Here is a 22,855-nt window from a genome sequence, read left to right as displayed (position 1 = left end):
ATGGAAACAAATAGAACTATTCTTATAATACTAGACGATGAATTGCATCTACTATCAGGAGATCATGCAATGAAACGATATCTCAACATCATGATGGCCGCATTGACCGTGTTGCTGACCGGATGCGCCACCACCGTACGCAGCGACGTGACCGTCTTCCATGAATGGCCTGCGCAATTGCAGGACAAATCGTATGTCTTTGAAGCGCCAGTGGCGGAAAACGACACGCTGGAATACCGCAATTACCAGAACCTGGTGCGCGCCGAACTGGCAAAACACGGCATCGGCGAAGCTTCCGGCCCTGCGGCAGCCAATTTGCGCGTGGCGATGCATTTTTCGACAGTCGACTATCCTGAGCGCGTGCTGCAGGCTAGCGATCCATTCTGGTATGGCCCCGGCTACTGGCCTGGCCGCTACGGCTATCGCTATGGCGCGTGGCCAGGCTATGGCCGCTTTGGCTATAACCCCTACTGGTATGGCCCGATGGACGTGGAAGAAAGCGTGCGCCATAAATACGAACGCGAATTGCACGTGACGATCAATGACCGCAGCGGCAAGAAACTGTACGACGTGACCGTGCAATCGAGCAGCAACAAGCGCGCCACCTCGCAAGTGATGCCGGCCATGGTAGCGAGCGCCTTTGCCGACTTCCCCGGCCAGAGCGGCGTGCCGCGCAAGGTGGAAGTCAAAATAGAGTAATGGCGTGACAATTCAAAAAACCGGCTGGTGCAGCAATGCGCAAGCCGGTTTTTTTTCATTCAGGAATAATATGCCTCGGCGGCAAAAGTGAGCACGCCGATCAGGGCCACTGCCAATACCAACACAATCAGCAGGCGGCCGAACTTCGGCGTGCCGTCATCGCTGCCGCTCATGGCACGATGATGGTCGAGCCGCTAGTCTTGCGCCCTTCCAGGTCCGCATGCGCCTGGGCGACATGGGCAAGGCCGTAGCGCTGGTTGATCTCGATTTTGACTTCGCCGCTGCTGACGACGCCGAACAGCGAGGCCGCCATCTCTTCCAGGTTGGCGCGGTTTGAGGCATAGCTGAACAGGGCCGGACGCGTGATGAAGAGCGAACCGCGCGAGGCCAGCTCGGACAGGGTAAACGCCGGCACGGGGCCGGAGGCATTGCCGAAACTGACCATCATGCCCAGCGGCGCCAGGCAGTCGAGCGAGCCCGTAAATGTATCCTTGCCAATGGAATCGTAGACCACGGAAACGCCCTTGCCGCCCGTGATCTCGCGCACGCGCTCGACGAAGTTTTCCGTGTTGTAGTTGATCACGTGGGCCGCGCCGTGCGCCTTGGCCAGCGCGACCTTTTCATCGGAGCCGGCCGTGCCAATCAGGTTTACGCCCAGCACCTTGGCCCACTGGCAGGCGATCAGGCCCACGCCGCCCGCCGCCGCGTGAAACAGGATGGTATCGCCCGCCTTCAGGGCCACCGTGCGGTGGAACAGGTATTGCACCGTCAAGCCTTGCAGCATCATGGCGGCGGCCGTATCGAAACCGATGCGCTCGGGCAGCGCCAGCAGCAGGGCCGCCGGCAAGTTGCGCTGCTGCGCATACGCGCCATTGATGCGCGCCGCGTAGGCCACGCGGTCGCCCACCTTGACTTCCGTGACACCCTCGCCCACCGCCTCGACGATGCCCGCGCCCTCGACACCGAGGCCATTTGGCAGCGGCTGCGGATACAGCCCCGTGCGGAAATACACATCGATGAAATTGAGGCCGATCGCCTCGTGTTTCACACGCGCCTCGCCGGGGCCGGGCGGTGGCAGCTCCACATCCACATATTCCATCACTTCCGGGCCGCCCACGCGCTGTACGCGGATGGCTTTGGTGGTAATCGTTGCGCTCACAATATGCTCCTTGAAGAAGAATCGGGGGAAACGTCAGGCAGCCGCACGGGCCAGCGCCTGCAGCTGCGACAGCACCAGGTGCGCCGACGACAGATTCGTCGCGCACGCCACGTTGTGCACGTCGCAGGCGCGCACCAGGGCGTTGATGTCCGGCTCGTGCGGCTGCGGCGTCATCGGGTCGCGCAGGAAAATCACGCAATCGATCAAGCCTTCCACCAGCAGGGAGCCGATCTGCAAGTCGCCACCGAACGGGCCGGAATGCTTGCGCTCCACTTGCAAGCCCAGCTCGTTGATCAGGCGGCCGCCCGTGGTACCCGTGGCCGACAGTTCGCAGCCCTTGAGAAAGTCCAGGTATTCGCCCGCCAGGGTAATCATGTCATCTTTTTTCTTATCGTGGGCAATCAGGGCGATGCGTGTTTTCATGGTGAAGACCAATTCAGTGGGTGGAGGAATTATTTCTTTTTCGACAGCAAGTAAATACCGGCCAATACCAGGCTGGTGCCAGCCAGTTGCCAGTTGGTGATCGGTTCATCGAGAATCATTGCGCCCAGGAACAGGGTAGACACAGGGCCGATCATGCCCGCTTGCGAAGCGACGGGCGCGCCGATGCGTTCGACGGCGATCATCGTCATGAAGACGGGCATCACCGTGCAAAAGATGCCATTCAATAAAGACAAACCATACACGGGCATGGGCTGTATCAGCAGTTCGACGGGGCGCAAAATGAAAAACTGGGCAATGCAGGCAAAGCTGGCCACGCACATCGCGTAGGAAACGAGCCGCATCGAGCCGATGCGTTTCACCAGTTCGCCCGAGCCCAGCAGATACACGGCATACGAACAGGCCGAGCCCAGCACCAGGGTCGAACCGAGCGCCACATTGCTGGCGCCGCCCTGCAAGTCGTGCACGAACACCAGCACGATGCCGCAATACGAGGTGAGCAAGGCCAGCCACTGCAAGCGGCTGATGGTCTGCTTGAAATACACGGTGGTGATCAGCAGCACGAAAGTGGGCGTGAGAAACAGAATCAGGCGTTCCAGTCCCACGGAAATATATTGCAGCCCCAGGAAGTCCAGATAGCTGGACAGGTAGTAGCCGACGAGACCCAGCCCGACCAGGCGCCAGCGGTCGCTGGTCGACAACGGTGGCTCCGTGCGCATCTGCCACCAGGCGATGACGGCGAACACGGGCAGCGAGAAAATCATCCTGAAGGCGATCAGGGTGACGGCATCGATCTGGTAGCGGTACAGCAGCTTGGCGACGATGGCCTTGGTGGAAAACAGCACCGCCCCGCCCACGGCGATGGCCAGGCCACCGAGGTAGACGGAACGGGGAATCGATGCAGGGGACGCTTGCGGGGAACTGGAGCTCATGCCCAGATTGTAAGGCAAAAGTTGGGGATCAGACCCGACGGGTCTGACCCCGGCCCTTACTTTGGACTTACATTTACGCCACCACCACCGCCACCGTGCCGGCCGCCACCGTGGCCGTCGTCACCCGCGCAATCACGTTGCTTGGTGCTGCCGTGCCGATCAGTTTATTTACTTGCTTGAACTGCGCCACCAGCTTGCCCGGGGTCAAGGTGACCACCGTGTAGCCCTGGGCATCCGTGTTCAGATGCTTGATCCACGGATTGTTGCCCAGGCCGGACAATTGCTGCGCCAGGCCCAGCAGGGTCGCGCTGAAATCAGTGCTCGCTTTCAAGCCAGCCTGCACGCCAGCGACTGTCGTATCCAGTTGCGCTTCCGGCACACCCTTGGCGGCCAGCGCGCCGCGCAACTGCACGCGCAATTGCTCCAGCAGGCTGTCGAGGGTGGGCGCGGCCTTGCCCATGGTGTAGTCGAGCAAGTTGATGTCCAGGTTGACCATGCCCAGGCCCGTGACGGGAATGGCCAGCGGATAGCTGACGAGGGTGCCAATGTCGCCCATGGCGCCGGCGGCCGACTTCAGGTAGCTGAAGAAGGAATCCGAGCTGATGCCGGCCGACACCAGGTCCACCATGACGGGCGTGCCGCCGCCGGCCGCATCGAAGTCATCGCTGACGGTGCCGGCAAAGAAGGAATGGATATCGCCGGTCAGCGCCACCACGTTGCCGATGGCATTCGTCTTCAGGTGCGCCATCAGATTCTTGCGCTCTCTGTTGTAGCCATCCCACTGGTCGCAATTGAGCAGGAAGCGCGTGAAGAATGGCGTCAGTGCCGCTTGCTGTCCCGAAGCGGCGACAAAGCCCGATGCGGCGCCCTTGGCTTGCACGTCGGGCTTGATCCAGCCAAAGGCGATCATTTGCGCGGCGGCGGCCGGCGAAGCGCTGTTGTAGGCGGCCAACGTGATGCCGGCCTGGGCCGCGCTCAAGCCGGCGCCCACGGCTGCGGCGCCCTGCGCGCCGGCGTTCGCTGCGGCGCCGGCAATTGCCATGGCCGCCGTTTGCGCCACGGTCGATGACGCGCCCGTCGTCGAGGCGGCCACGATGGCGCAGGCCAGCGGCACGCTGCCACCGACCAAAGGCAGGGTGTTGGCGATGGCCTGGCCCAGGTTCGACATGGCGCTCAGGGCCAGCAGTGTGGCTATCGCATCCGTGCCATTGAGGCCCATGCGCAACAGGGATACTTCATTGCCCCACAGCTTCCAGGTGGACGTGGCCGCCTTCATCTTGCCCTTCCACCAGTCGCGCTGGGTCGTGCCCAGCATGCCCACGGCGGCCAGCGGGTCGGCGCCGGCTTTCGTGGCGGCGGCCATTTTCTGCCCTTCCACGCTGTCGAACAGCGCTTGCGGCACCAGGTAGCGGCTGCCGATGCTGCCCAGCGGCTTGCCCGTGGCGGGATTGATGGTAGCCTCGGCAATCGCGTGGTCGGCGCGGTACAGGCGCTCGTCCGTCATCACCAGTTGCATCAGTTTGCCGAACTGGAAATCGCGGTAAATCTGGATGTTCTGGAACGTCGTCGCGGCGGCATCGAAGGTAACGTCGGCCGGCATGTATTCGAACCAGGCCTGGTTGGCGCTGCGCCGGCGCGCCGGCTGGTGCAAATCGCTACCGTCCGTCGCCACGATGCCTTCATAGGTGGAGGCATCCTGCCAAGCGTCGTCCGTGAATTCGTGATCGTCCCAGATGGCGATGAAGGCGAAGCGCTCGTGCACGGCCTGCAGGCGCGTATCGGTGCGGTATTTCTTGTACAGGTAGCGGTAGTCGGCCAGCGTGGTCGCGTACTTGGCGCCGGCGTTGCCGCTCTTGTACGTGCCGTCCGGCAGAATCAAGCGGTCGTGGCGGCTTTCCACGGCGCCGCTCTGGAAGGCCTCGCCCACCGTTTCATAGATGTAGTCGCCCAGGTGAACGATGAAGTCGAGCGCCTCGTTGGCGGCGATGTGCGACAGCGCGCCCCAGTGGTTGATGCTCCAGTCCTGGCACGTCAGGTAGGCGAACTGCAACTGCGACACGTCGGCCGTGGCGGCGGGCGCCGTCTTGAAGCGGCCCACGTTCGAGCGCACGTCGCCGGCGATGAATTGGTAAAAATACACCTGGCCCGGCTGCAAGCCCGTCACCTTGTGGCGCAGCGTATTGTCGAAATCGGCCTTCAAGGGCAACTTGGCGTCGACGATGGGGGTGCCGGCCAGGGCCGTGTTGCTGCCCAGGGCGGACGTATTGTCCGCCACGTTGACGATCAGGCGCACGGCCACGTCCGACTTGCCGGCCACGGCGGGGGCGACGGCGTCAAAACTGGCGGGCACGACGCGTGTCCACAGCATGGCGCTGTCGGCGCGCGGATCGCCCGAGGCCACGCTTTGCGGGAATTTCCAGTCGCTGCCCGACGCCAGGGGCACGCCAGGATCGCTGTAATCGGTGCTGCCGCAGGCGGCGAGGCCGACAGTGGCGACAGAGACAGTTATAAAACTGCCCAATTTCAGAAATTGCCGTCTATCCATTTGACTTGCCATGATGTCGTGCCCTCGATATGGTGAAAGCGCGTCACTTTAGCAACAGTTTGTGTCATCCTGATGACGGGGCCATGCCGCTTGGCCGGGGGCCGATATGCTAAAATGTCGGCCACAATTGAACACCTCGTCTAAGGAAGATTCGACATGGCAGGACATAGCAAATGGGCCAATATCAAGCATAAAAAGGCTGCCACCGATGCCAAGCGCGGCAAAATCTGGACGCGCCTGATCAAGGAAATCACGGTCGCGGCCCGCATGGGCGGCGCCGACGCCATCACCAATCCGCGCCTGCGCCTGGCGGTCGACAAGGCGGCTGACGCGAACATGCCGAAAGACAACGTCCAGCGCGCGATCAACCGCGGCAGCGGCGGCGTCGATGGCGCCAACTACGAAGAAGTGCGCTACGAAGGCTACGGCGTGGGCGGCGCGGCCGTCATCGTCGAATGCATGACCGACAACAAGGTGCGCACGGTGGCCGAAGTGCGCAACGCCTTCAACAAGAATGGCGGCAACATGGGCAACGAAGGCTCCGTCGCCTTCATGTTCCAGCATTGCGGCCAATTGCTGTTCGCGCCGGGCACCGATGAAGACAAGCTGATGGAAGCGGCCCTGGAAGCGGGCGCCGAAGACGTCATCGCCGACGAGGAAGGCGGCTTCGAAGTGCTGACCCCCGTGCACGATTTCGCCACCGTCAAGGAAGCGCTGGAAGCGGCCGGCTTCAAGGCCGAAGTGGCCGAAGTCATCATGAAGCCGGCGACGGAAACCGTGTACGCGGGCGACGACGCCATCAAGATGCAAAAGCTGATCGATGCGCTGGAGCTGCTGGACGACGTCCAGGAAGTCTTCACTAACGCGTTAATAGAGAATTAATCTAGAGAATTAATCACTCTGCACTCAAGGGCGGCACCGCCGCCCTGCAACCCACACTGAACGAACGGTCCCTATGAAAATTCTGGTAGTCGGCTCTGGCGGCCGCGAACACGCCCTGGCCTGGAAACTGGCCCAGTCCGAACGCATACAGATGGTGTATGTCGCGCCGGGCAATGGCGGCACCGCGCGCGATGCGCGCCTGGTCAATCTCGACATCAGCGACCCGCAATTGCTGGCCGACTTCGTTCAGCAGGAACACATCGGCCTGACGGTGGTCGGTCCGGAAGTGCCGCTGGCAGCGGGCATCGTCAACCTGTTCCGCTCGCGCGGCCTGAAAATTTTCGGCCCGACGAAAGAGGCGGCGCAGCTGGAATCGTCGAAGGACTTCGCCAAGGCCTTCATGCAGCGCCACGGCATTCCGACTGCTGCTTACCAGACGTTTTCCGACGTCGCGCCCGCGCATGCCTACATCGATGCCATGGGCGCGCCCATCGTCATCAAAGCCGACGGCCTGGCCGCCGGCAAGGGCGTGGTCGTTGCCATGACCCTGGAAGAAGCGCATCTGGCGGTCGACATGATGCTTGCCGATAACCAGTTCGGCGACGCCGGCGCGCGCATCGTCATCGAGGAATTCCTCGCCGGCGAAGAAGCGAGCTTCATCGTCATGTGCGACGGCAAGAACATCCTGCCGCTGGCTACCAGCCAGGACCACAAGCGCCTGAAGGACCACGACCAGGGCCCGAACACGGGCGGCATGGGCGCGTATTCGCCGGCACCCATCGTCACGCCGGCCATGCATGCGCGCGTCATGCGCGAAATCATCAATCCAACCATCCAGGGCATGGCCAAGGACGGCATCACGTTTACGGGCTTCCTGTACGCCGGCCTGATGATCGACGACAAGGGCACGCCGAAGACCCTGGAATTCAACTGCCGCATGGGTGACCCGGAAACGCAACCCATCATGACGCGCCTGAAAACCGACCTGGTCACCGTCATGGAACACGCGGTCAACGGCACGCTCGACGCAGTGGAGCTGGAATGGGACCGCCGCACGGCCGTCGGCGTCGTGATGGCTGCCGCCGGCTACCCGGACGATCCCGTCAAGGGTACGCCGATCGGCGACATCCCGGCCGAAACGGTCGACTCCGTCACCTTCCATGCGGGCACCCGCATCGAAGGCGAGCGCCTGGTCACCAACGGCGGCCGCGTGCTGTGCGTGGTGGGCCTGGGCGACAGCATCAAGATGGCGCAGAAGCAGGCGTATGAAAGCGTGGAAAAAATCCATTTCGACGGCGCGCAATACCGCCGCGACATCGGCTGGCGCGGCCTGAAGCACTAAGCACTAAGCACGCCCCTTGGCGGCAAACGGCGGGGCCGGCGCGGAATGCATCCGCCCCGGCCCCGTTTGCATAGGCGCGCCGGGAAAATGGCGTTTGCGCTAAGATTTTGCCTTTCAGACAAAGCTGCAGCCCATGACCAGTCACCCCCATCCTGCACTCGCCGAACTGCGCCAACTGCGCCTGATCACGGACAATGAACTCGACGACGCCATCGACGAACTGGATATCCTCGCCCTGGACGAGGAAGACGACATCGACATGCCACGACTGGCGGCCGACGCGAGTGCCGCCGAGGCGCTGGCATGGCTGCTGCGCACTGACCTGCTGCCACAGGACGACTTCCTGCAGCGCATACAGGACCTGCCGCGCCAGCATGGCGGCGCGGACCTGCTCGAACGCCAGCAACTGGCCGCGGACGCGCTGCGCCAGGTCAACCGCCTGGCCATCGACACCCTGTACGACGAGGATGTGATCGACCAGTGGCAGCGCGACGCCGCCCACGCCAGCTTGCCCGCCGACCGCCTGCTCGCCTCGCCGATTGCCGCCCTGCGCGAGATGCTCAGGCAAGGCACCTTGTCGGCGCAGCAATTCGAACTACTGCGCACGCGCCAGCACGGCTCGGAGCTGGCCCGCATCATCGTCGACGGCGCCGCGCGCCAGGCACGCCGGGAGCGCCCCGCCTATGCGCGTCCGGCAACGTGGGTGATGGCCGCGCTGCTACTGCTGGTACTGGCCTTTGCGGCCCGCGCCATCGTCTCCAGGCAGATGTCCGCTCCCGCCGCAGCCCCCGTCGCTGAGCAGGGCGTCGAGCGGCGCGACCTGCAGCAGCGCGCCGTGCAGGCCGTGGAGAGTGCGCGCCTGCCCGGCGCCGGGCCGGACCTGTCAATCACCGTAGTGCAGGACGACGCCGCGCCGCCGGCGCGCTGAATCACAACACAAACGCACAGCGCCAGCGCCGCCCTATCACAAAAACGCGTAACAGGGTACAATCCGTCCTTACTTTTTTATTTCGGCCTCGTCGGCCCACGCGATGTCGTCAACTCCCTCTCCTTCGGCCGTCAAGGCTTATTTGCTCGATGTGCAAAGCCGTATCGTGCAGGCGCTCGAAGCGCAGGACGGCAAGCCTTTCCTGACCGATGCCTGGCAACGCCCCGAGGGCGGTGGCGGCATTTCGCGGCTGATCGAGGAGGGCAATGTGTTCGAGCGTGGCGGCGTGAATTTTTCGCACGTCACCGGCACTGCACTGCCGCCATCGGCCGCAGCCGCGCGCCCTGAACTCGGTGGCAAGGCGTGGGAAGCGATGGGCGTGTCACTGGTGCTGCATCCGCGCAACCCGTATGCGCCCACGGTGCACATGAATGTGCGTTTTTTCAGCACCGTCAATGCCAATGGCGAACCTGTATGGTGGTTCGGCGGCGGCATGGATTTGACGCCATATTATGGCGACGCGGGCGACGTCAAGCACTTTCACCAGGTGTGCCATGATGCGCTGGCGCCGTTTGGCGCCGAACTGCATCCGAAGTTCAAGCAGTGGTGCGACGATTATTTCTACCTGAAGCACCGGCGCGAAGCGCGCGGCGCGGGCGGGATTTTCTTCGACGACTTCAGTGCCCTGGGCTTTGACGACAGCTTCGCCATGCTGCGCAGCGCCGGCGACGCCTTCATCGACGCCTATGTGCCGATCCTGGCGCGCCGCAAGGACACACCCTACGGCGAACGCGAACGCGATTTCCAGTGCTACCGGCGCGGACGTTATGTCGAGTTCAACCTGGTGTTCGACCGTGGCACCCTGTTCGGCCTGCAGTCGGGCGGGCGCACCGAGGCGATCCTGATGTCGATGCCGCCCGTGGTCAAGTGGCGCTACGACTGGCACCCGGAAGCGGGCAGCCCCGAAGCGGCGTTGTATACTGACTTCCTCGTGCATCGCGACTGGCTGCAAGCGTGAGCGAAGGTAGCACGGCATGCGTGACGCTGCTGGGCGGCAGCTACGATCCGGTACATACGGGGCATGTCGCGCTGGGCACGCATTTCTCCAGCTTGCTGCACGCCGATGAGCTGCGCGTGATTCCGGCAGGCGCGCCCTGGCAAAAGGGCAATCTGGGCGCCACCGGGCAGCAGCGCGCCGAAATGGCCAGTCTGGCGTTTGCCGGCCTGCCCCTGCCCGTGATGATCGACCGCCAGGAAATCGAGCGCAGCGAACATGGCCAGGCCAGCTACACCATCGATACCTTGCGCCAGGTACGCGCAGAACTGGGACCGCGCGCTTCCATCGTTTTCCTGATGGGTGCCGACCAGTTGCAGCGCCTCTCGACATGGCGCGAATGGCTGCAATTATTTGAATACGCGCATATCTGCGTCGCGGCCCGCCCCGGCTTCGCGCTGAATGACACAGCAGTACCGCAAGTGGTCGCCGACGAATTTTCGCGCCGCCTGGGGTCTCTGGAAAGCATCCGCAACACGCCGCACGGTCTGACTTATCTGGCACAGGACTTCGCGGTGGATATCTCCGCCACCGAAATACGTGCGGCATTACAACGGGGGAATTGGGCAAACTCGCTTGTTTCCCCGCTAGTGCTAGACTATATTGAACAACATAATTTATACAAAAGCTAAATGGACATCAAAAAACTGCAAACCCTCGTCGTTGACGCCCTTGAAGACGTCAAAGGCCAAGACATCGCCGTCTTCGAAACGAGTCACCTGACCAGCCTGTTCGACCGCATCGCGATCGTCTCCGGTACCTCGAACCGTCAAACCAAGGCGCTGGCCGCCTCGGTGCGCGACAAGGTCAAGGACGCCGGCGGCCAAATCATCGGCATGGAAGGCGAGGAAACGGGTGAATGGGTACTGGTCGATCTGGGCGACATGATCGTCCACATCATGCAAGCGCCTATCCGCGCCTACTACCGCCTGGAAGAAATCTGGGGCGACACCCCGATCAAGCTCGGTGCCGCCAAGCGCGCGCCGAAAAAAGTCAGCGACGACGAGCCGAAGAAAATCAGCGGCCATCTGGCGGCCAGCAAGGCCAAGGTTGAAGTTTCGCCCGTGATCGAAAAGAAAGCACCGGCGAAGAAAGCCACGGCAGCCACCGCTGCGAAGAAAGCCCCGGCGAAAAAAGCCGCCTCGAAAGCTGTCGGCAAAACCGTGAAAATCGCACCGACCAAGACCGAAGCAGCTGCCGTGAAAGCCCTGAAAGCGCTGCCAGAGAAAAAAGTGCGCACCCCGCGCGCGGCCAAACCGGCAGCCGATGCTGCACCGGCAAAAACCGTGATCAAGCGTATCAAAAAAGTCGAAGCGTAAGCCTCGATGCAGCTCATCATCGCTGCGGTCGGCCATAAAATGCCGGCCTGGATAGAGACGGGCTTCGCGGAATACGCGAAGCGCATGCCACCGGAATTGCGCATCGTGCTGAAAGAAATCAAGCCGGTGGAGCGTTCCGGCAGCAAGACCGCCGCTACGGCGATGGCGCTGGAACGCGAACGCATCGAAGCCGTCCTGCCCAAGGGCGTGCGCATCATCGCCCTCGACGAACGCGGCAAGGACCTGACCAGCGCAGGCCTGTCGCAGCAATTGATGGCGTGGCAGCAGGATGGCCGCGACACCGCCTTTTTGATCGGCGGCGCCGACGGCCTCGATCCGCAACTCAAGGCGCGTACCGAAGGCATGCTGCGCATTTCCAGCATGACCCTGCCGCACGGCGTGGTGCGTGTTATCCTCGCCGAGCAGTTGTACCGTGCCTGGTCGATCACGCAAAACCACCCCTACCACCGCGTCTGAATTCCCCATGAAAACGGCTGATCACAAGATCTACCTTGCTTCCAAAAGCCCGCGCCGGCGCGAGCTGCTGCGTCAGATCGGCATCGATTTCGAATTGCTGCTGCTGCGCAGCGACGGCCCGCGCGGCGCCGACGTCACCGAGGAAGTCCTCCCCGGCGAGTCGGCGCTCGACTATGTCGCCCGCGTGTCGAATGAAAAAGCCGCCTTTGCCTGGGACCTAGTTCGCCGCCGCCACCTGACCCCGCGCCCCGTGCTGGCGGCCGACACTACCGTCACCATCGATGGCATCATCCTCGGCAAACCGGCCGACCGCCTTGAGGCCGTGGCCATGCTGCAGCAGCTGTCTGGCCGCACACACCAGGTACTCACCTCGATCGCCGTACACTACAAGAACTTCGCCGAGCAACGCACGCAGGTGTCGCAAGTGCGCTTCGGCGTACTGACGCCCGCCGCCATCGCTGCGTATTGCGCCACGCCGGAGCCGTACGACAAGGCCGGCGGCTACGGCATCCAGGGCAGCGCCGCGCTGTTCGTCGAGCATATCGAAGGCAGCCATTCCGGCATCATGGGCCTGCCCCTGTACGAAACTGCACAGTTGCTAAGGCTAGCAGGTTTGCCCCTGCCCTGATCCCGGGTATGATGTCATTCGTTGCCTCCACTACCGCGCCTCCATGAACGAAGACATCCTGATCAATATCACGCCGCAAGAAACGCGCGTCGCCCTCATCTTGCAGGGCGCCGTGCAGGAATTGCACATCGAGCGCACGCTCACGCGCGGCCTGGCCGGCAATGTGTATTCCGGCAAGGTGGTGCGGGTGTTGCCAGGTATGCAGTCGGCCTTCATCGACATCGGCCTGGAGCGTGCCGCCTTTCTGCACGTGGCCGACATCTGGGAAGCGCGCGGCCACGATGGCCAGAACGCGACACCGGCACCGATCGAAAAAATCCTGTTCGACGGCCAGGTGCTGACGGTGCAGGTGATCAAGGACCCGATCGGCACCAAGGGTGCGCGCCTGTCGACGCAGATTTCCATCGCCGGGCGCATGCTGGTCTACCTGCCGCAAGACAAGCACATCGGCATTTCGCAGAAAATCGAAAAGGAGGCAGAGCGCGAACAGCTGCGCGTGCGCCTGCAAAGCCTGCTGCCGCCCGATGAAAAGGGTGGTTACATCGTGCGCACCATGGCCGAAGACGCCTCCGACGCGGACCTGAAGGCGGACGTCGACTACCTGCGCAAGACCTGGAGCACCATCACGCACGGCGCGCGCACGCGTCCCGCCACCAGCCTGCTGCACCAGGACTTGAGCCTGGCGCAGCGCGTGCTGCGCGACTTCGTCGGCGATGAAACGGCCACCATCCAGGTCGACTCGCGCGAAAACTATGTGAAATTGCGCGAATTCGCGGAAATCTACACACCCAGCGAACTGACGCGCCTGCAGCACTACACGGGCGAGCGCCCCCTGTTCGACCTGTACGGCGTGGAAGAAGAAATCCTGCGCGCGCTGGGCCGCAGAGTCGACCTGAAATCGGGCGGCTACTTGATCGTCGACCAGACGGAAGCGATGACCACCATCGACGTCAATACGGGCGGCTTTGTGGGCGGACGCAATTTTGCCGACACCATCTTCAAGACCAACCTGGAAGCGGCGCACGCCATCGCGCGCCAGCTGCGCCTGCGCAACCTGGGCGGCATCATCATCCTCGACTTCATCGACATGGACAACGCCGAGCACCGCAACGCCGTGCTGGCCGAGCTGAAACGCACCTTGTCGCGCGACCGTACCAAGGTGTGGGTGAGCAATTTCTCGCCGCTGGGCCTGGTGGAAATGACGCGCAAGCGCACGCGCGAGTCGCTGGCTCACATCCTGTGCGAACCGTGCCTCGCCTGCGCCGGCAAGGGTCAAGTCAAGACCTCGCGCACGATCTGCTATGAAATCCTGCGCGAACTGCTGCGCGAGGCAAAACAATTCAACCCGCGCGAATTTCGCATCCTCGCCTCGCAGGAAGTCGTGGATCTGTTCCTTGAAGAAGAGTCGCAGCACCTGGCCATGCTCGGTGATTTCATTGGCAAGAAAATTTCGCTGCAGGTGGAGAACGCCTACCACCAGGAGCAATACGACGTGATTTTGATGTAGCCATGCCGGGCACCACCGCCTTCTGGCGCGACCCGTTTCTGCCCCACGTGGAGAGCCGGCGCGCCTGCCACAGCCGGGCGTGCTACAAGCCCGACAGCCATCCCACGTTTTCCATCGGCGCCGTCGATGCGGGCGGCAGCATCTTTACGGGCAGCAAAGACGGCAAGGTCGCACTCGGCATTGGCAGCCTGGTGCTGGTGCCGGCCGGCTGCGTGCACGCCTGCAATCCCCTGCCTGGCACCCCCTGGAGCTACCAGATGCTGCATCTCGATGCGCAGTGGCTGCAAGCGCACGCGCCGGCGCTCGATGGCGACACGGCGGCGGTGTTGCATTGCTCGCCGCTGTACGCGCAGTTTTGCGCCATGAATGCGCTGCTGTTTTCAACGGCCAGCGCGGCGGAGAAGGATGCGGCGCTGCTGGCGTTCCTGGGCGCTTGCACCGGCGCCCGTGCGGATCTGCTGCCGTCGGAACGCAAGCCGCTGCCGCAGCAGTTGGCGCCAGTGCTCGAAGCGCTGCAGGCGCAGCCTTCGGCCAGCCTGCGGCAACTGGCAGAGGCGGCAGGCCTGAGCCCTTATCAATTGATCCGCGCCTTTCGCGCCACCACGGGCATGACGCCGCATGCGTTCCAGTTGAACGCGCACGTCAACCGCGCGCGCAGCGGCTTGCAGGCAGGGACGGCGTTGGCGCAGCTGGCGCATGAGCTGGGCTTTGCCGACCAGAGCCATCTGCAGCGCGTCTTCAAGGCGCATGCGGGCATCACGCCGGGGCGCTATCGCGGCCAGGACAGCTGAAGCGCCTGCAATTTTCTTCAATACAGGCTCTCGCCGGCCCCTGCATACTCGCGCATCGCCATTACCGGAGCCGAACTCCATGCACGATTTCCTCTTCATCGCCGCCGCCCATTTTCTTTCCCTACTGTCGCCCGGCCCCGATTTTTTCCTGATCGCGCGCACCTCGCTGGCCCACGGCTGGCGCGGCGCCGCCGGCACGTGCGTGGGCATTACCGTGGCCAATGCGGTGTTTATCGTGGCGGCGTTTGGCGGACTATCGGTGCTGCAAGCGGGCAGTACAGCATTCATGGTGGTGCGGCTGGCGGGATGCGCCTATCTGCTGTACCTGGGCTGCTTGTTCTTGCGCCATGCGGGCAAGAGCCGCCTGGATGCAAAGCCCGCCACTGGCAAGGCGCGCTGGCGCGGCGGTATCGTGATGGGGTTTGTCTCCGCCATCCTGAATCCGAAGAATGCGCTGTTCTATGTCAGCCTGGCCACCGTGCTGGCAGGCAGGCAGACGAGTCCCGCTGTGATGGCAGCGTATGGCGCATGGATGGTCGTTGCCGTGCTGGCGTGGGATATGGCGGTGGCGCTGGCCATCGGCAGCACCGCCCTGCGGCAGCGCTTTGCGCGCGCACTGCCGTCGCTGGAACGGCTGTCGGGCGTGATGCTGATCGTGCTGGCGATGGTGCTGCTGCTTCAGGCTGGCAACGGGTCCAGGTAAAACACGGCATACACTTTCAGGGGCGACGTTTCCGTCGCCTTTTCCGAGCGCACGACGGAGCAGTCATCGGCCGCCAGGCTGCGCCAGTTCTGGATGCCAGCCTTGGCGAACACCGCGTGCGCGGGCGCATTCGCGGCCAGGTCCAGCACCAGGCAGGCGTTGCGCGGGCCAGTAGGCGCATAGCTGACGGCGCGAATTTCAATGCCGAATGTCGTCATCCAGGGCTCCCACAGGCCTTTTTCCTTGCCTGCGGCCATGCGGTCGAGCATGTCGCCGAAGCTCAAGCCCTTCTTGACGGTGTTGCGCAGGGCGGCCAGCGACGGCGCCAGGCGGGGATCGGGCTGCTTGTTGCCGGCACGGATCTCGGCGATCGCTTTCAATTCCTTGATGATGGCCGCATCGCGCTCCGTGTAATCGCGCATGCGCGCGTAAAACTCGGCATCGAGGAAAGGATTGACGGTCAGCTTGGCAACGCCCTCTTCGCGGCGTTTCGGGGAAGGCGTGGTGGTTTTGGTCATGGCGATGAGGGCAAGGAAATCGAGGAGGGCCGCCAGTGTACCACCTTGCGGCTCTGCCGCCACCTCAAACTCTGGGCGCCGCCGTCGATTCGCGCACCACCAGCTCGGGTTTCAGGCGCACGTCGAGCACTGCGGAATCGGGCGAGGCTATGGTTTGCAGGATCAGCCGCGCCGCTTCCGTGCCGATGCCATGGTGGCGGATGCGGATGGTGGTCAGGGGCGGACGGATCATGTCCATGTACGGCATGTCGTTGTGGCCCACCACGGAGATATCCTCGGGGCAGCTCAAGCCCAGTTCGCGGATGGCGTCGTAGCAGCCGAGGGCCACCAGGTCGCTGCCCGTCACCACGGCCGTCGTCTGCGGCGACTGGTGCAGCAGCGCCAGCAGGGCGGCCTTGCCGCATTCGCGCGAATAGCCGCTGCTTTCAAAGACGAAGGCTTGCGAGGGATCGAGTTCGCTGGCCTGGATGGCGGCCAGGAAACCGAGGCGGCGCACGTGGCCCGTGGAGAGGTTTTCCGGTCCCGCAATGTGCGCGATATGGCGGTGCCCCAGTGCCAGCAAGTGCTCGACGGCGAGGCGCATGCCGACCACGTCGTCGCTGACGACGCAGGAAGCGACGCCCGTCTCGTCGCTGCGGTTGACGGTGACGACGGGCACATTCTGGCCGATGCACATCTTGATGACGGGATCGTTGCGCCGTGCCGTGGCCAGGATCAGGCCATCGACTTGCTGCCCCAGCAGACGATTGATGACGAACAACTGCTCTTCCTCGTCGGCGCCCACGTTGGCGACGATGGCCAGGTAGCCATGTTTGCGCAAGCCTTCTTCGATACCCAGCAGTATCGGTGGAAACACAGCGTTGGTGATGTCGGGCAAGACCACGCCGATGATGCGCGACTTGCGCGTGACGAGGGTGGAGGCGGCGCGGTTGGGCCGATAGCCGAGCCGGCCCGCTTCGGCCAGCACGCGCGCGGCCACCTCGGCGCTGACCATTTGCCGCGTTTCCGGATTCATCACGCGCGAGACGGTGGAAAAGTGCACACCGCTGGCCCGTGCAACGTCGCTTAAGGTGGGGTTCTTGTTTGTCATGGGCTTCCCGGATCGCAATACAGTGATTTTATCGTAAAAATTCCTCTTTCCGTCAAAAACCGAGCAAACGCTTGCAATGAAATAATGCCATTGTCCAAAGCGGTTTTGATGGACTTCGCATCAAACGAGCCTTGACAGCGTGCAAACGCTTGCATAACATGGCCCGGATTGACCACTCGGGCCCTGTATGCCCTTCCCAGAATTCTTATGTCTACTTCCCACAGCAAGCACGCCGACCAGAATGGCGAAACCTTCAACCTGAAAGAAGCCGCCCTCGCCTATCACGCCGAACCCCGCGCAGGCAAGATTTCCGTCACGCCAACCAAACCGCTGGGCGATGCCCGCGCCCTGACCCTGGCGTACTCGCCGGGCGTGGCCTTCGCCTGCGAAGCCATCGTGGAAGAGCCGCGCACGGCCGGCATCTACACCTCGCGCAGCAACCTGGTAGCCGTGATCACGAATGGCACAGCCGTGCTGGGCCTGGGCGATATCGGCCCGCTGGCCAGCAAACCGGTGATGGAAGGCAAAGCTTGCCTGTTCAAGCAATTTGCCGACGTCGACGTGTTCGACATCGAACTGGCCGAGAACGATCCCGACCTGTTCATCGACACCGTGGTGCGCATGGAGCCGACCTTCGGCGGCATCAACCTGGAAGACATCAAGGCGCCCGACTGCTTCTATATCGAGCAGCAATTGCGCAAGCGCATGAACATTCCCGTCTTCCACGACGATCAGCACGGCACGGCCATCATCGTCGCGGCCGGCATCCTGAACGGCCTGGAACTGGTGGGCAAGGACATCGGCAACGTGAAAGTGGCCGTCTCGGGCGCCGGCGCGGCCTCGATCGCCTGCCTGGACCTGCTCGTCTCGCTGGGCCTGAACAAGTCGCTGCTGAAGGTATGCGACAGCCAGGGCGTGATCTACCCGGGCCGCGATGCCAGCATGGAAGAGAACAAGGCGCGCTACGCGAACGACACGAGCGACCGCGACCTGGCCGACGCCATGGTCGGTGCCGACATCTTCATCGGCGTCTCGAAGGGTGGCGTGGTCAGCGCGCAGATGGTCGAATCGATGGCCGCCAAGCCGCTGATCTTCGCCCTGGCCAACCCGCATCCGGAAATCGCCCCGGAAAAAGTCCATGCCGTGCGCGACGACGCCATTGTGGCCACGGGCCGCTCGGACTACCCTAACCAGATCAACAACGTGCTGTGCTTCCCGTACATCTTCCGTGGCGCGCTCGACGTGGGTGCCACCACCATCAACGAAGAAATGAAGCTGGCCTGCGTGCGCGCCATCGCCGCGCTGGCCAAGGAGCCGTTACCGGGTCATGAGAGCAGCGCGCTGACGCCGCTGCAACTGATACCGTCGCCGTTCGACGAGCGTCTGCGCAGCTGGGTCGCGCCTGCCGTGTCGCAAGCGGCCATCGCCACCGGCGTGGCCACCCGCGTGCCAGTCATCGCCTGAGTCGCATGACAGGCCTTGCTGAATTAGCAAAATAACAGCAAGTTACCATTGCTTACAAAAAAACCATGGCTAAAAACCATGGTTTTTTTCATCCCCCCCCCTGAGACCGCCCATATAGTTATCAAATCGAAAATTTCCAGGGGCGTTTTTGCCGCAGCCTTCGATTACAATGACGCCTACTTTATGTTGCTACAGTTGCCAGAATGGCGACGACGTGCGTTACCAAGGATTTTCATGCTCGGCCTGACTTCTGTTTCTGTTTTTCTTTTTTTGGCATTGGCGCTGGCTGTCACCAGCGGATATTCCCTTGGTGCACTGGTTCTCCTGCTGGCCAGCAGTTGGTTACTATGGAAACGCCCCCGCCTGAACCTGCAACGCCGGGATTATCTGCTGCTCGGCACTCTGTTGCTGTACTTCTTCATTTTTACTGCCAACATGCTTTATCACGCCGATCCAGCGCGCGAACTCGACATTCCGCTGCGTGCACTGCTGGCCGCGCCCGTGCTGCTGCTGCTGCTCGCGTATCCGCCGCGGCCTGAGGCATGGTGGAGCGGTGTTGCGATTGGCGCCATCAGCGGTGCCGCACTGGCTTTTTGGCAATTCTTTGCCAGTGATATGGGCCGCCCCCAAGCGGCCACGAGCAACGCCATCCATTATGGCAATGTGAGCATGCTGCTGGGCATGCTCTCGCTGTGCGGCGTCGCGTGGGCACGCGCTCAATCGCGCCAGCGCCTGTGGACAGTGCTGATGCTGTGCGGCTGCGTCGCGGGAGTGGCAGGTTCGATCATCAGCGGTAGCCGTGGCGGCTGGCTGGCATTGCCGATCTGTGTTTGCATCATCGCCCTGCATCAGGCTAAAAAACACGGCAAGCGTTATCTTTTCAGTGTCGCAGCCGCCTTTGTTGTATTGGGAGCCCTGGTGTATGCCCTCCCCAACTCACCGGTGCGGGAGCGCAGCGTCGCCGCCATCAACGAGCTCAACAGTTTCAACGATTCCGGCAACATATACTCTTCCGTTGGCCAACGCGTGGAAATGTGGCGTTCCGCACTGCGCATGTCGGACGAAAACCTGTTGCTGGGCATAGGCCGCAATGGCTATCTGGCGCAAAAGCAAGAGCTGGCAGCCGAAGGCAAGATGAATGCCGTGGCGCGCGATTTCACGAATGCGCACAACGACTATATCGATTCGCTAGTCAAGCGCGGCATGCTGGGCCTGTTAGCATTGCTGGTGCTGTTTTTCCTCCCACTGCGCTTGTTCAGCCAGTCCCTGCGGGAGGCTGGACATGGACAAACGGCACAACCCTACGCGCTGGCCGGTGTCATCCTGCTTTCCTGCTATATCACATTCGGCTTGACGACGAATTCGCTTACTCTCAATATCGGCATCATCATGCTGGTTTTCCCGATGGTGATATTGTGGTCCATGCTGCGCCAGCAAGAACGCATTGCCTGAGCTCGTTTTCCGCCTGACCGTTTTTGCTGTCCCCTGCAAGGAACCATACCGATGCTCACGCCCGACCTGAAGCGCCTCACCGCGCTGCACGCGCCCTATAAGAAACACCTGGCCCTGGCCTTGCTGGCGATGGTCGTCACGGCAGCCACGGAACCACTGTTGCCGTATGCGCTCAAGTTACTGCTCGACAATGGCTTTGGCGGCAAGGTGAGTTTTTCCTTCTGGCTGGTGCCGCTGATCGTCATCGGCATCTTTGCCATACGCGGCACCTCGACATTTGCCAGCAGCTACCTGATGAGCTATGTCTCCACGCGCATCCTTAACGAGTTGCGGCGCAGGATGTTTGCCAGCATGCTCAACTTGCCCATCGACTTCTACAACACGCACACGGTGGGCAAAGTCATCAATTCCATCATGTTCGAAGTGCAGCAGATCATTGAAATGGTGACCAAGGTGTTTACCTCGATCGTGCGCTCCTCGCTGACGGTGCTGGGCCTGCTGGCGTGGCTGCTGTACCTGAACTGGGCACTGACCCTGGTGACCCTGGTGCTGCTGCCCGTGCTGACCATCGTCGTGCGTACCACGGGCAAGCGCCTGAAAAAACTCAACCGCGACTCGCTGGCCGTGAATGCCGAGCTGACCCAGGTCATCGAGGAAACCACGCGCGCGCAGCAAGTGATCAAGATCTTCGGTGGCCAGGACTACGAAAAGGCCCGCTTCGAAGAGCGCGCCGAACAATTGCGCCGCTACAGCATGCGCATGACCACCACCTTTTCCGCCACCGTGCCCATCACGCAGGTGATCACGGCCGCCGCCGTGGCCCTGGTCATCGTGATGGCCCTGTTCCAGTCGGAGCAGGGCCAGATCACGGTCGGTGGTTTTGTTTCCTTCATCACGGCCATGCTGATGCTGCTGACGCCCTTGAAGCAACTAGCCGAAGTCAACGGCCCCCTGCAGCGCGGCATGGCCGCCGCCGAGGAAGTCTTCCAGCTGATCGACAAGACACCGGAACGCACGGGCGGCCAGCCGCTCGCTGCCCGCAGCAAAGGCCGCATCGAATTCAAGGACGTGAGCTTTGCCTACCCTGGGCATCAGGAAGCAGCCCTGCGACACATCGATCTAAGCATCGCGCCAGGACAGACGGTCGCCTTTGTCGGCATGTCCGGCGGCGGCAAATCGACCCTGGTCAGTCTGCTACCCGGCTTTTACTCTGCCAGCAGTGGTGAAATCTTGCTCGATGGGCAGAATATCGATGCCATCGCCCTCACCAGCCTGCGCAGCCAGATCGCCATGGTCAGCCAGCAGGTGGTGCTGTTCGACGATACCCTGGCCGCCAATATTGCGTATGGCGATGCAGCCCCTGACCGGCAGCGCGTCGAAGCGGCGGCCGCCGCCGCCTTCCTGTCTGACGTGATCGACGGCTTGCCCGACGGCCTGGAAACGCGCCTGGGCGACAACGGCTCGCGCCTGTCCGGCGGCCAGCGCCAACGCGTGGCCATCGCCCGCGCGATCTACAAGGATGCGCCCATCCTGATCCTCGATGAAGCCACGTCGGCACTGGATACGGAGGCGGAACGGGCCGTACAAGCGGCACTGGAGCACCTGATGCAAGGTAAAACTACATTGGTTATTGCTCATCGGCTATCAACAATTGAACGTGCGGACCGTATCGTGGTATTGTCACATGGGAAAATAATGGAAACCGGCACTCACCAGCAATTATTGGATGCCAACGGCGCGTATGCCAATCTGCATCGCCTGCAATTTTCCCAGCAAGTGCTTTGACACCATCGAATGAATACCTGAAATCGTACTGATACATGACGCCTTTGATTCCCGCCGAACTTCTACAAAAGTCGGACAAAATTCTTTTCATCGCCCATCTGGCGCTGGGAGACTTTACCTACCTGCAAAACGGTTTCCGCGCCTTTGCCGCGGCCTATCCCCATATGCAGATCCACTTGTGGGTCGATGAAGTGCGGCGCACGTCCGACGCCAGGCAATGGGAAGGCTTGCGCACCTATTCACTGTACGACTGGGTCGAACAGTCGGGCCTGTTCTCCAAGGTGTATCGCAAGACCTACAGCCCGGCGCTGTACGAAGAGTCACTGCGCGAAGCCAAAGCGGAACACTATCCTGTCGTCGTGTCATTGGCCCACGTACGGCCGCAGCAATATGCGGACCTTGCCCGCGCGATCAGTCCGCACGGGCTGGTGATCGGCACGCGCAAGCCATTCAGCCCCTTGCGCCCCTGGCATTACCTGGCCTACCGCAAGATCGATGCCGTCCTGGCCTCGTATGCGGGTCAGGATGCCGGCGAGCACCATATCAGCAGCGTGTATGCGGACTGGTTCCATCAATTGACGGGGCTCGACATTCCCGTGGCAGAACGCTATCCCTTCGTGCACATTCCCGCACTGGCGTTGCAACAGGCACAGGAACAGCTGAGCGCCTTGGACTTTGCCCCGCGCCAGGGTCCGCTCGTACTCCTGAATCCATTTGCCAAATCGCACAAGCGCAGCTGGCCGCTGGAGCGCATTGCCGAGCTGATCGCACGCATGCAAACGATGCCCGAATGGCGCAACGCCTGCTTCCTGATCAATGCCATGCCGCAGGAACTGGCCAAGGTGGATGCCGTCGTGCAGGCGCACAACTTGCCGCGCACGCAAGCCTTCAGTGCCATCGACAACTTTTTCCAGCTGCCGGCCATGCTGTCGCAATGCGAGCTGATTATTTCGGTGGAAACGTCGATCATGCATCTGGCGAACGCCGTGCATGTGCCCGTGGTGGCATTGATGCGCAAGAAAAATCCCGAATGGGCCCCCTTCGACAGCGCCAACAGCACCGTCATCACGGTGGCGCGGCGCAGCGACTGGGTCAAGGCGATTTCAGTCGATCAGGTATTGAAAACCATCGCCTAGAGC

General features: G+C 62.2%; 21 protein-coding genes and 1 pseudogene. 16 read left to right on the top strand and 6 right to left on the bottom strand.

The genetic code is table 11. The annotated features are described in order from the left end of the window. Window positions 1-69 precede the first annotated feature (69 nt). Window positions 70-699, top strand: a complete 630-nt coding sequence (locus CSZ94_RS14010; protein ID WP_102122063.1) for a DUF4136 domain-containing protein — start codon at window positions 70-72, stop codon at window positions 697-699. Between the two features lie 169 nt (window positions 700-868). Here the strand turns inward: CSZ94_RS14010 and CSZ94_RS14005 are convergent, their stop codons facing one another. The 4 genes from CSZ94_RS14005 to CSZ94_RS13990 all read right to left on the bottom strand — a co-directional run bounded on the left by CSZ94_RS14005 (window position 869) and on the right by CSZ94_RS13990 (window position 5,776). After that, the gene (locus CSZ94_RS14005; RefSeq protein WP_258000975.1) at window positions 869-1,798 is read right to left on the bottom strand and encodes a quinone oxidoreductase family protein; all 930 of its coding nucleotides are present in this window, start codon (window positions 1,796-1,798) and stop codon (window positions 869-871) included. Window positions 1,799-1,891: 93 nt separating this feature from the next. Beyond that, entirely contained in the window at window positions 1,892-2,281 is a 390-nt protein-coding gene (locus CSZ94_RS14000) for a methylglyoxal synthase (protein WP_102122069.1), read from the bottom strand. A gap of 29 nt (window positions 2,282-2,310) precedes the next feature. After that, complete coding sequence (locus tag CSZ94_RS13995) at window positions 2,311-3,231, bottom strand: DMT family transporter (protein WP_102122061.1); 921 nt, start codon at window positions 3,229-3,231, stop codon at window positions 2,311-2,313. 73 nt (window positions 3,232-3,304) lie between these two features. Further along, the gene (locus CSZ94_RS13990; RefSeq protein ID WP_102122060.1) at window positions 3,305-5,776 is read right to left on the bottom strand and encodes an alkaline phosphatase D family protein; all 2,472 of its coding nucleotides are present in this window, start codon (window positions 5,774-5,776) and stop codon (window positions 3,305-3,307) included. A 156-nt stretch (window positions 5,777-5,932) separates the two neighbouring features. On the opposite strand from CSZ94_RS13990, the gene CSZ94_RS13985 reads away from it, so the two are divergent. The 11 genes from CSZ94_RS13985 to CSZ94_RS13935 all read left to right on the top strand — a co-directional run bounded on the left by CSZ94_RS13985 (window position 5,933) and on the right by CSZ94_RS13935 (window position 15,407). After that, complete coding sequence (locus CSZ94_RS13985; RefSeq protein WP_102122059.1) at window positions 5,933-6,658, top strand: YebC/PmpR family DNA-binding transcriptional regulator; 726 nt, start codon at window positions 5,933-5,935, stop codon at window positions 6,656-6,658. A gap of 73 nt (window positions 6,659-6,731) precedes the next feature. Beyond that, a complete protein-coding gene (gene purD, locus CSZ94_RS13980; protein WP_102122058.1) occupies window positions 6,732-8,000 on the top strand; it encodes a phosphoribosylamine--glycine ligase in 1,269 nt (422 codons plus the stop codon). A 133-nt stretch (window positions 8,001-8,133) separates the two neighbouring features. Continuing rightward, on the top strand, window positions 8,134-8,928 hold the full coding sequence (locus CSZ94_RS13975; protein WP_102122057.1) for a hypothetical protein: 795 nt from the start codon (window positions 8,134-8,136) through the stop codon (window positions 8,926-8,928). Between the two features lie 103 nt (window positions 8,929-9,031). Next, complete coding sequence (gene hemF / locus CSZ94_RS13970; RefSeq protein ID WP_102122056.1) at window positions 9,032-9,946, top strand: oxygen-dependent coproporphyrinogen oxidase; 915 nt, start codon at window positions 9,032-9,034, stop codon at window positions 9,944-9,946. Then, entirely contained in the window at window positions 9,943-10,614 is a 672-nt protein-coding gene (gene nadD, locus CSZ94_RS13965; protein WP_102122055.1) for a nicotinate (nicotinamide) nucleotide adenylyltransferase, read from the top strand. Before hemF ends, nadD begins: the two co-directional genes overlap by 4 nt. Beyond that, complete coding sequence (gene rsfS, locus CSZ94_RS13960) at window positions 10,615-11,301, top strand: ribosome silencing factor (RefSeq protein ID WP_102122054.1); 687 nt, start codon at window positions 10,615-10,617, stop codon at window positions 11,299-11,301. Between the two features lie 6 nt (window positions 11,302-11,307). Then, a complete protein-coding gene (gene rlmH, locus CSZ94_RS13955; protein WP_102122053.1) occupies window positions 11,308-11,778 on the top strand; it encodes a 23S rRNA (pseudouridine(1915)-N(3))-methyltransferase RlmH in 471 nt (156 codons plus the stop codon). Between the two features lie 7 nt (window positions 11,779-11,785). After that, window positions 11,786-12,406 carry a Maf family protein gene (locus tag CSZ94_RS13950; protein ID WP_102122052.1) on the top strand — a complete coding sequence of 207 codons (621 nt, stop codon included), beginning with the start codon at window positions 11,786-11,788 and terminating at the stop codon, window positions 12,404-12,406. Between the two features lie 43 nt (window positions 12,407-12,449). Next, window positions 12,450-13,913 (top strand): ribonuclease G, encoded by a 1,464-nt coding sequence (gene rng, locus CSZ94_RS13945; protein WP_102122051.1) that lies wholly within the window; start codon window positions 12,450-12,452, stop codon window positions 13,911-13,913. Window positions 13,914-13,915: 2 nt separating this feature from the next. Next, a complete protein-coding gene (locus tag CSZ94_RS13940) occupies window positions 13,916-14,704 on the top strand; it encodes an AraC family transcriptional regulator (protein ID WP_102122050.1) in 789 nt (262 codons plus the stop codon). A 79-nt stretch (window positions 14,705-14,783) separates the two neighbouring features. Further along, window positions 14,784-15,407 (top strand): LysE family translocator, encoded by a 624-nt coding sequence (locus CSZ94_RS13935; RefSeq protein WP_102122049.1) that lies wholly within the window; start codon window positions 14,784-14,786, stop codon window positions 15,405-15,407. On the opposite strand, the gene CSZ94_RS13930 is transcribed toward CSZ94_RS13935, so the two are convergent. After that, window positions 15,383-15,988: a hypothetical protein gene (locus CSZ94_RS13930; RefSeq protein ID WP_258000974.1), complete on the bottom strand. Its 606-nt coding sequence runs from the start codon at window positions 15,986-15,988 to the stop codon at window positions 15,383-15,385. The two genes, CSZ94_RS13935 and CSZ94_RS13930, sit on opposite strands and share 25 nt — an antisense overlap. A 1-nt stretch (window position 15,989) precedes the next feature. Next, window positions 15,990-17,015 (bottom strand): LacI family DNA-binding transcriptional regulator, encoded by a 1,026-nt coding sequence (locus tag CSZ94_RS13925; RefSeq protein ID WP_102122047.1) that lies wholly within the window; start codon window positions 17,013-17,015, stop codon window positions 15,990-15,992. Window positions 17,016-17,222: 207 nt separating this feature from the next. Between CSZ94_RS13925 and CSZ94_RS13920 the strand changes: the two are divergent. From CSZ94_RS13920 to CSZ94_RS13905, 4 genes and pseudogenes are all read left to right on the top strand, one after another. Next, window positions 17,223-18,461, top strand: a pseudogene (locus tag CSZ94_RS13920) (malic enzyme-like NAD(P)-binding protein); the annotation flags it as partial. Window positions 18,462-18,557: 96 nt separating this feature from the next. After that, entirely contained in the window at window positions 18,558-19,931 is a 1,374-nt protein-coding gene (locus CSZ94_RS13915; RefSeq protein WP_258000973.1) for an O-antigen ligase family protein, read from the top strand. Between the two features lie 51 nt (window positions 19,932-19,982). Next, the gene (gene msbA / locus CSZ94_RS13910) at window positions 19,983-21,716 is read left to right on the top strand and encodes a lipid A export permease/ATP-binding protein MsbA (protein ID WP_102122044.1); all 1,734 of its coding nucleotides are present in this window, start codon (window positions 19,983-19,985) and stop codon (window positions 21,714-21,716) included. A gap of 35 nt (window positions 21,717-21,751) precedes the next feature. Continuing rightward, window positions 21,752-22,852, top strand: coding sequence for a glycosyltransferase family 9 protein (locus CSZ94_RS13905; RefSeq protein WP_102122043.1), 1,101 nt, complete (start codon window positions 21,752-21,754; stop codon window positions 22,850-22,852). Window positions 22,853-22,855 lie beyond the last annotated feature (3 nt).

Source organism: Janthinobacterium sp. ROICE36, from assembly GCF_002869965.1.
In the GTDB taxonomy this organism is placed as follows: domain Bacteria; phylum Pseudomonadota; class Gammaproteobacteria; order Burkholderiales; family Burkholderiaceae_D; genus Janthinobacterium.
The sequence above is the reverse complement of the archived record's forward strand: the minus strand, read 5'-3'. Positions and strand labels throughout refer to the sequence as shown.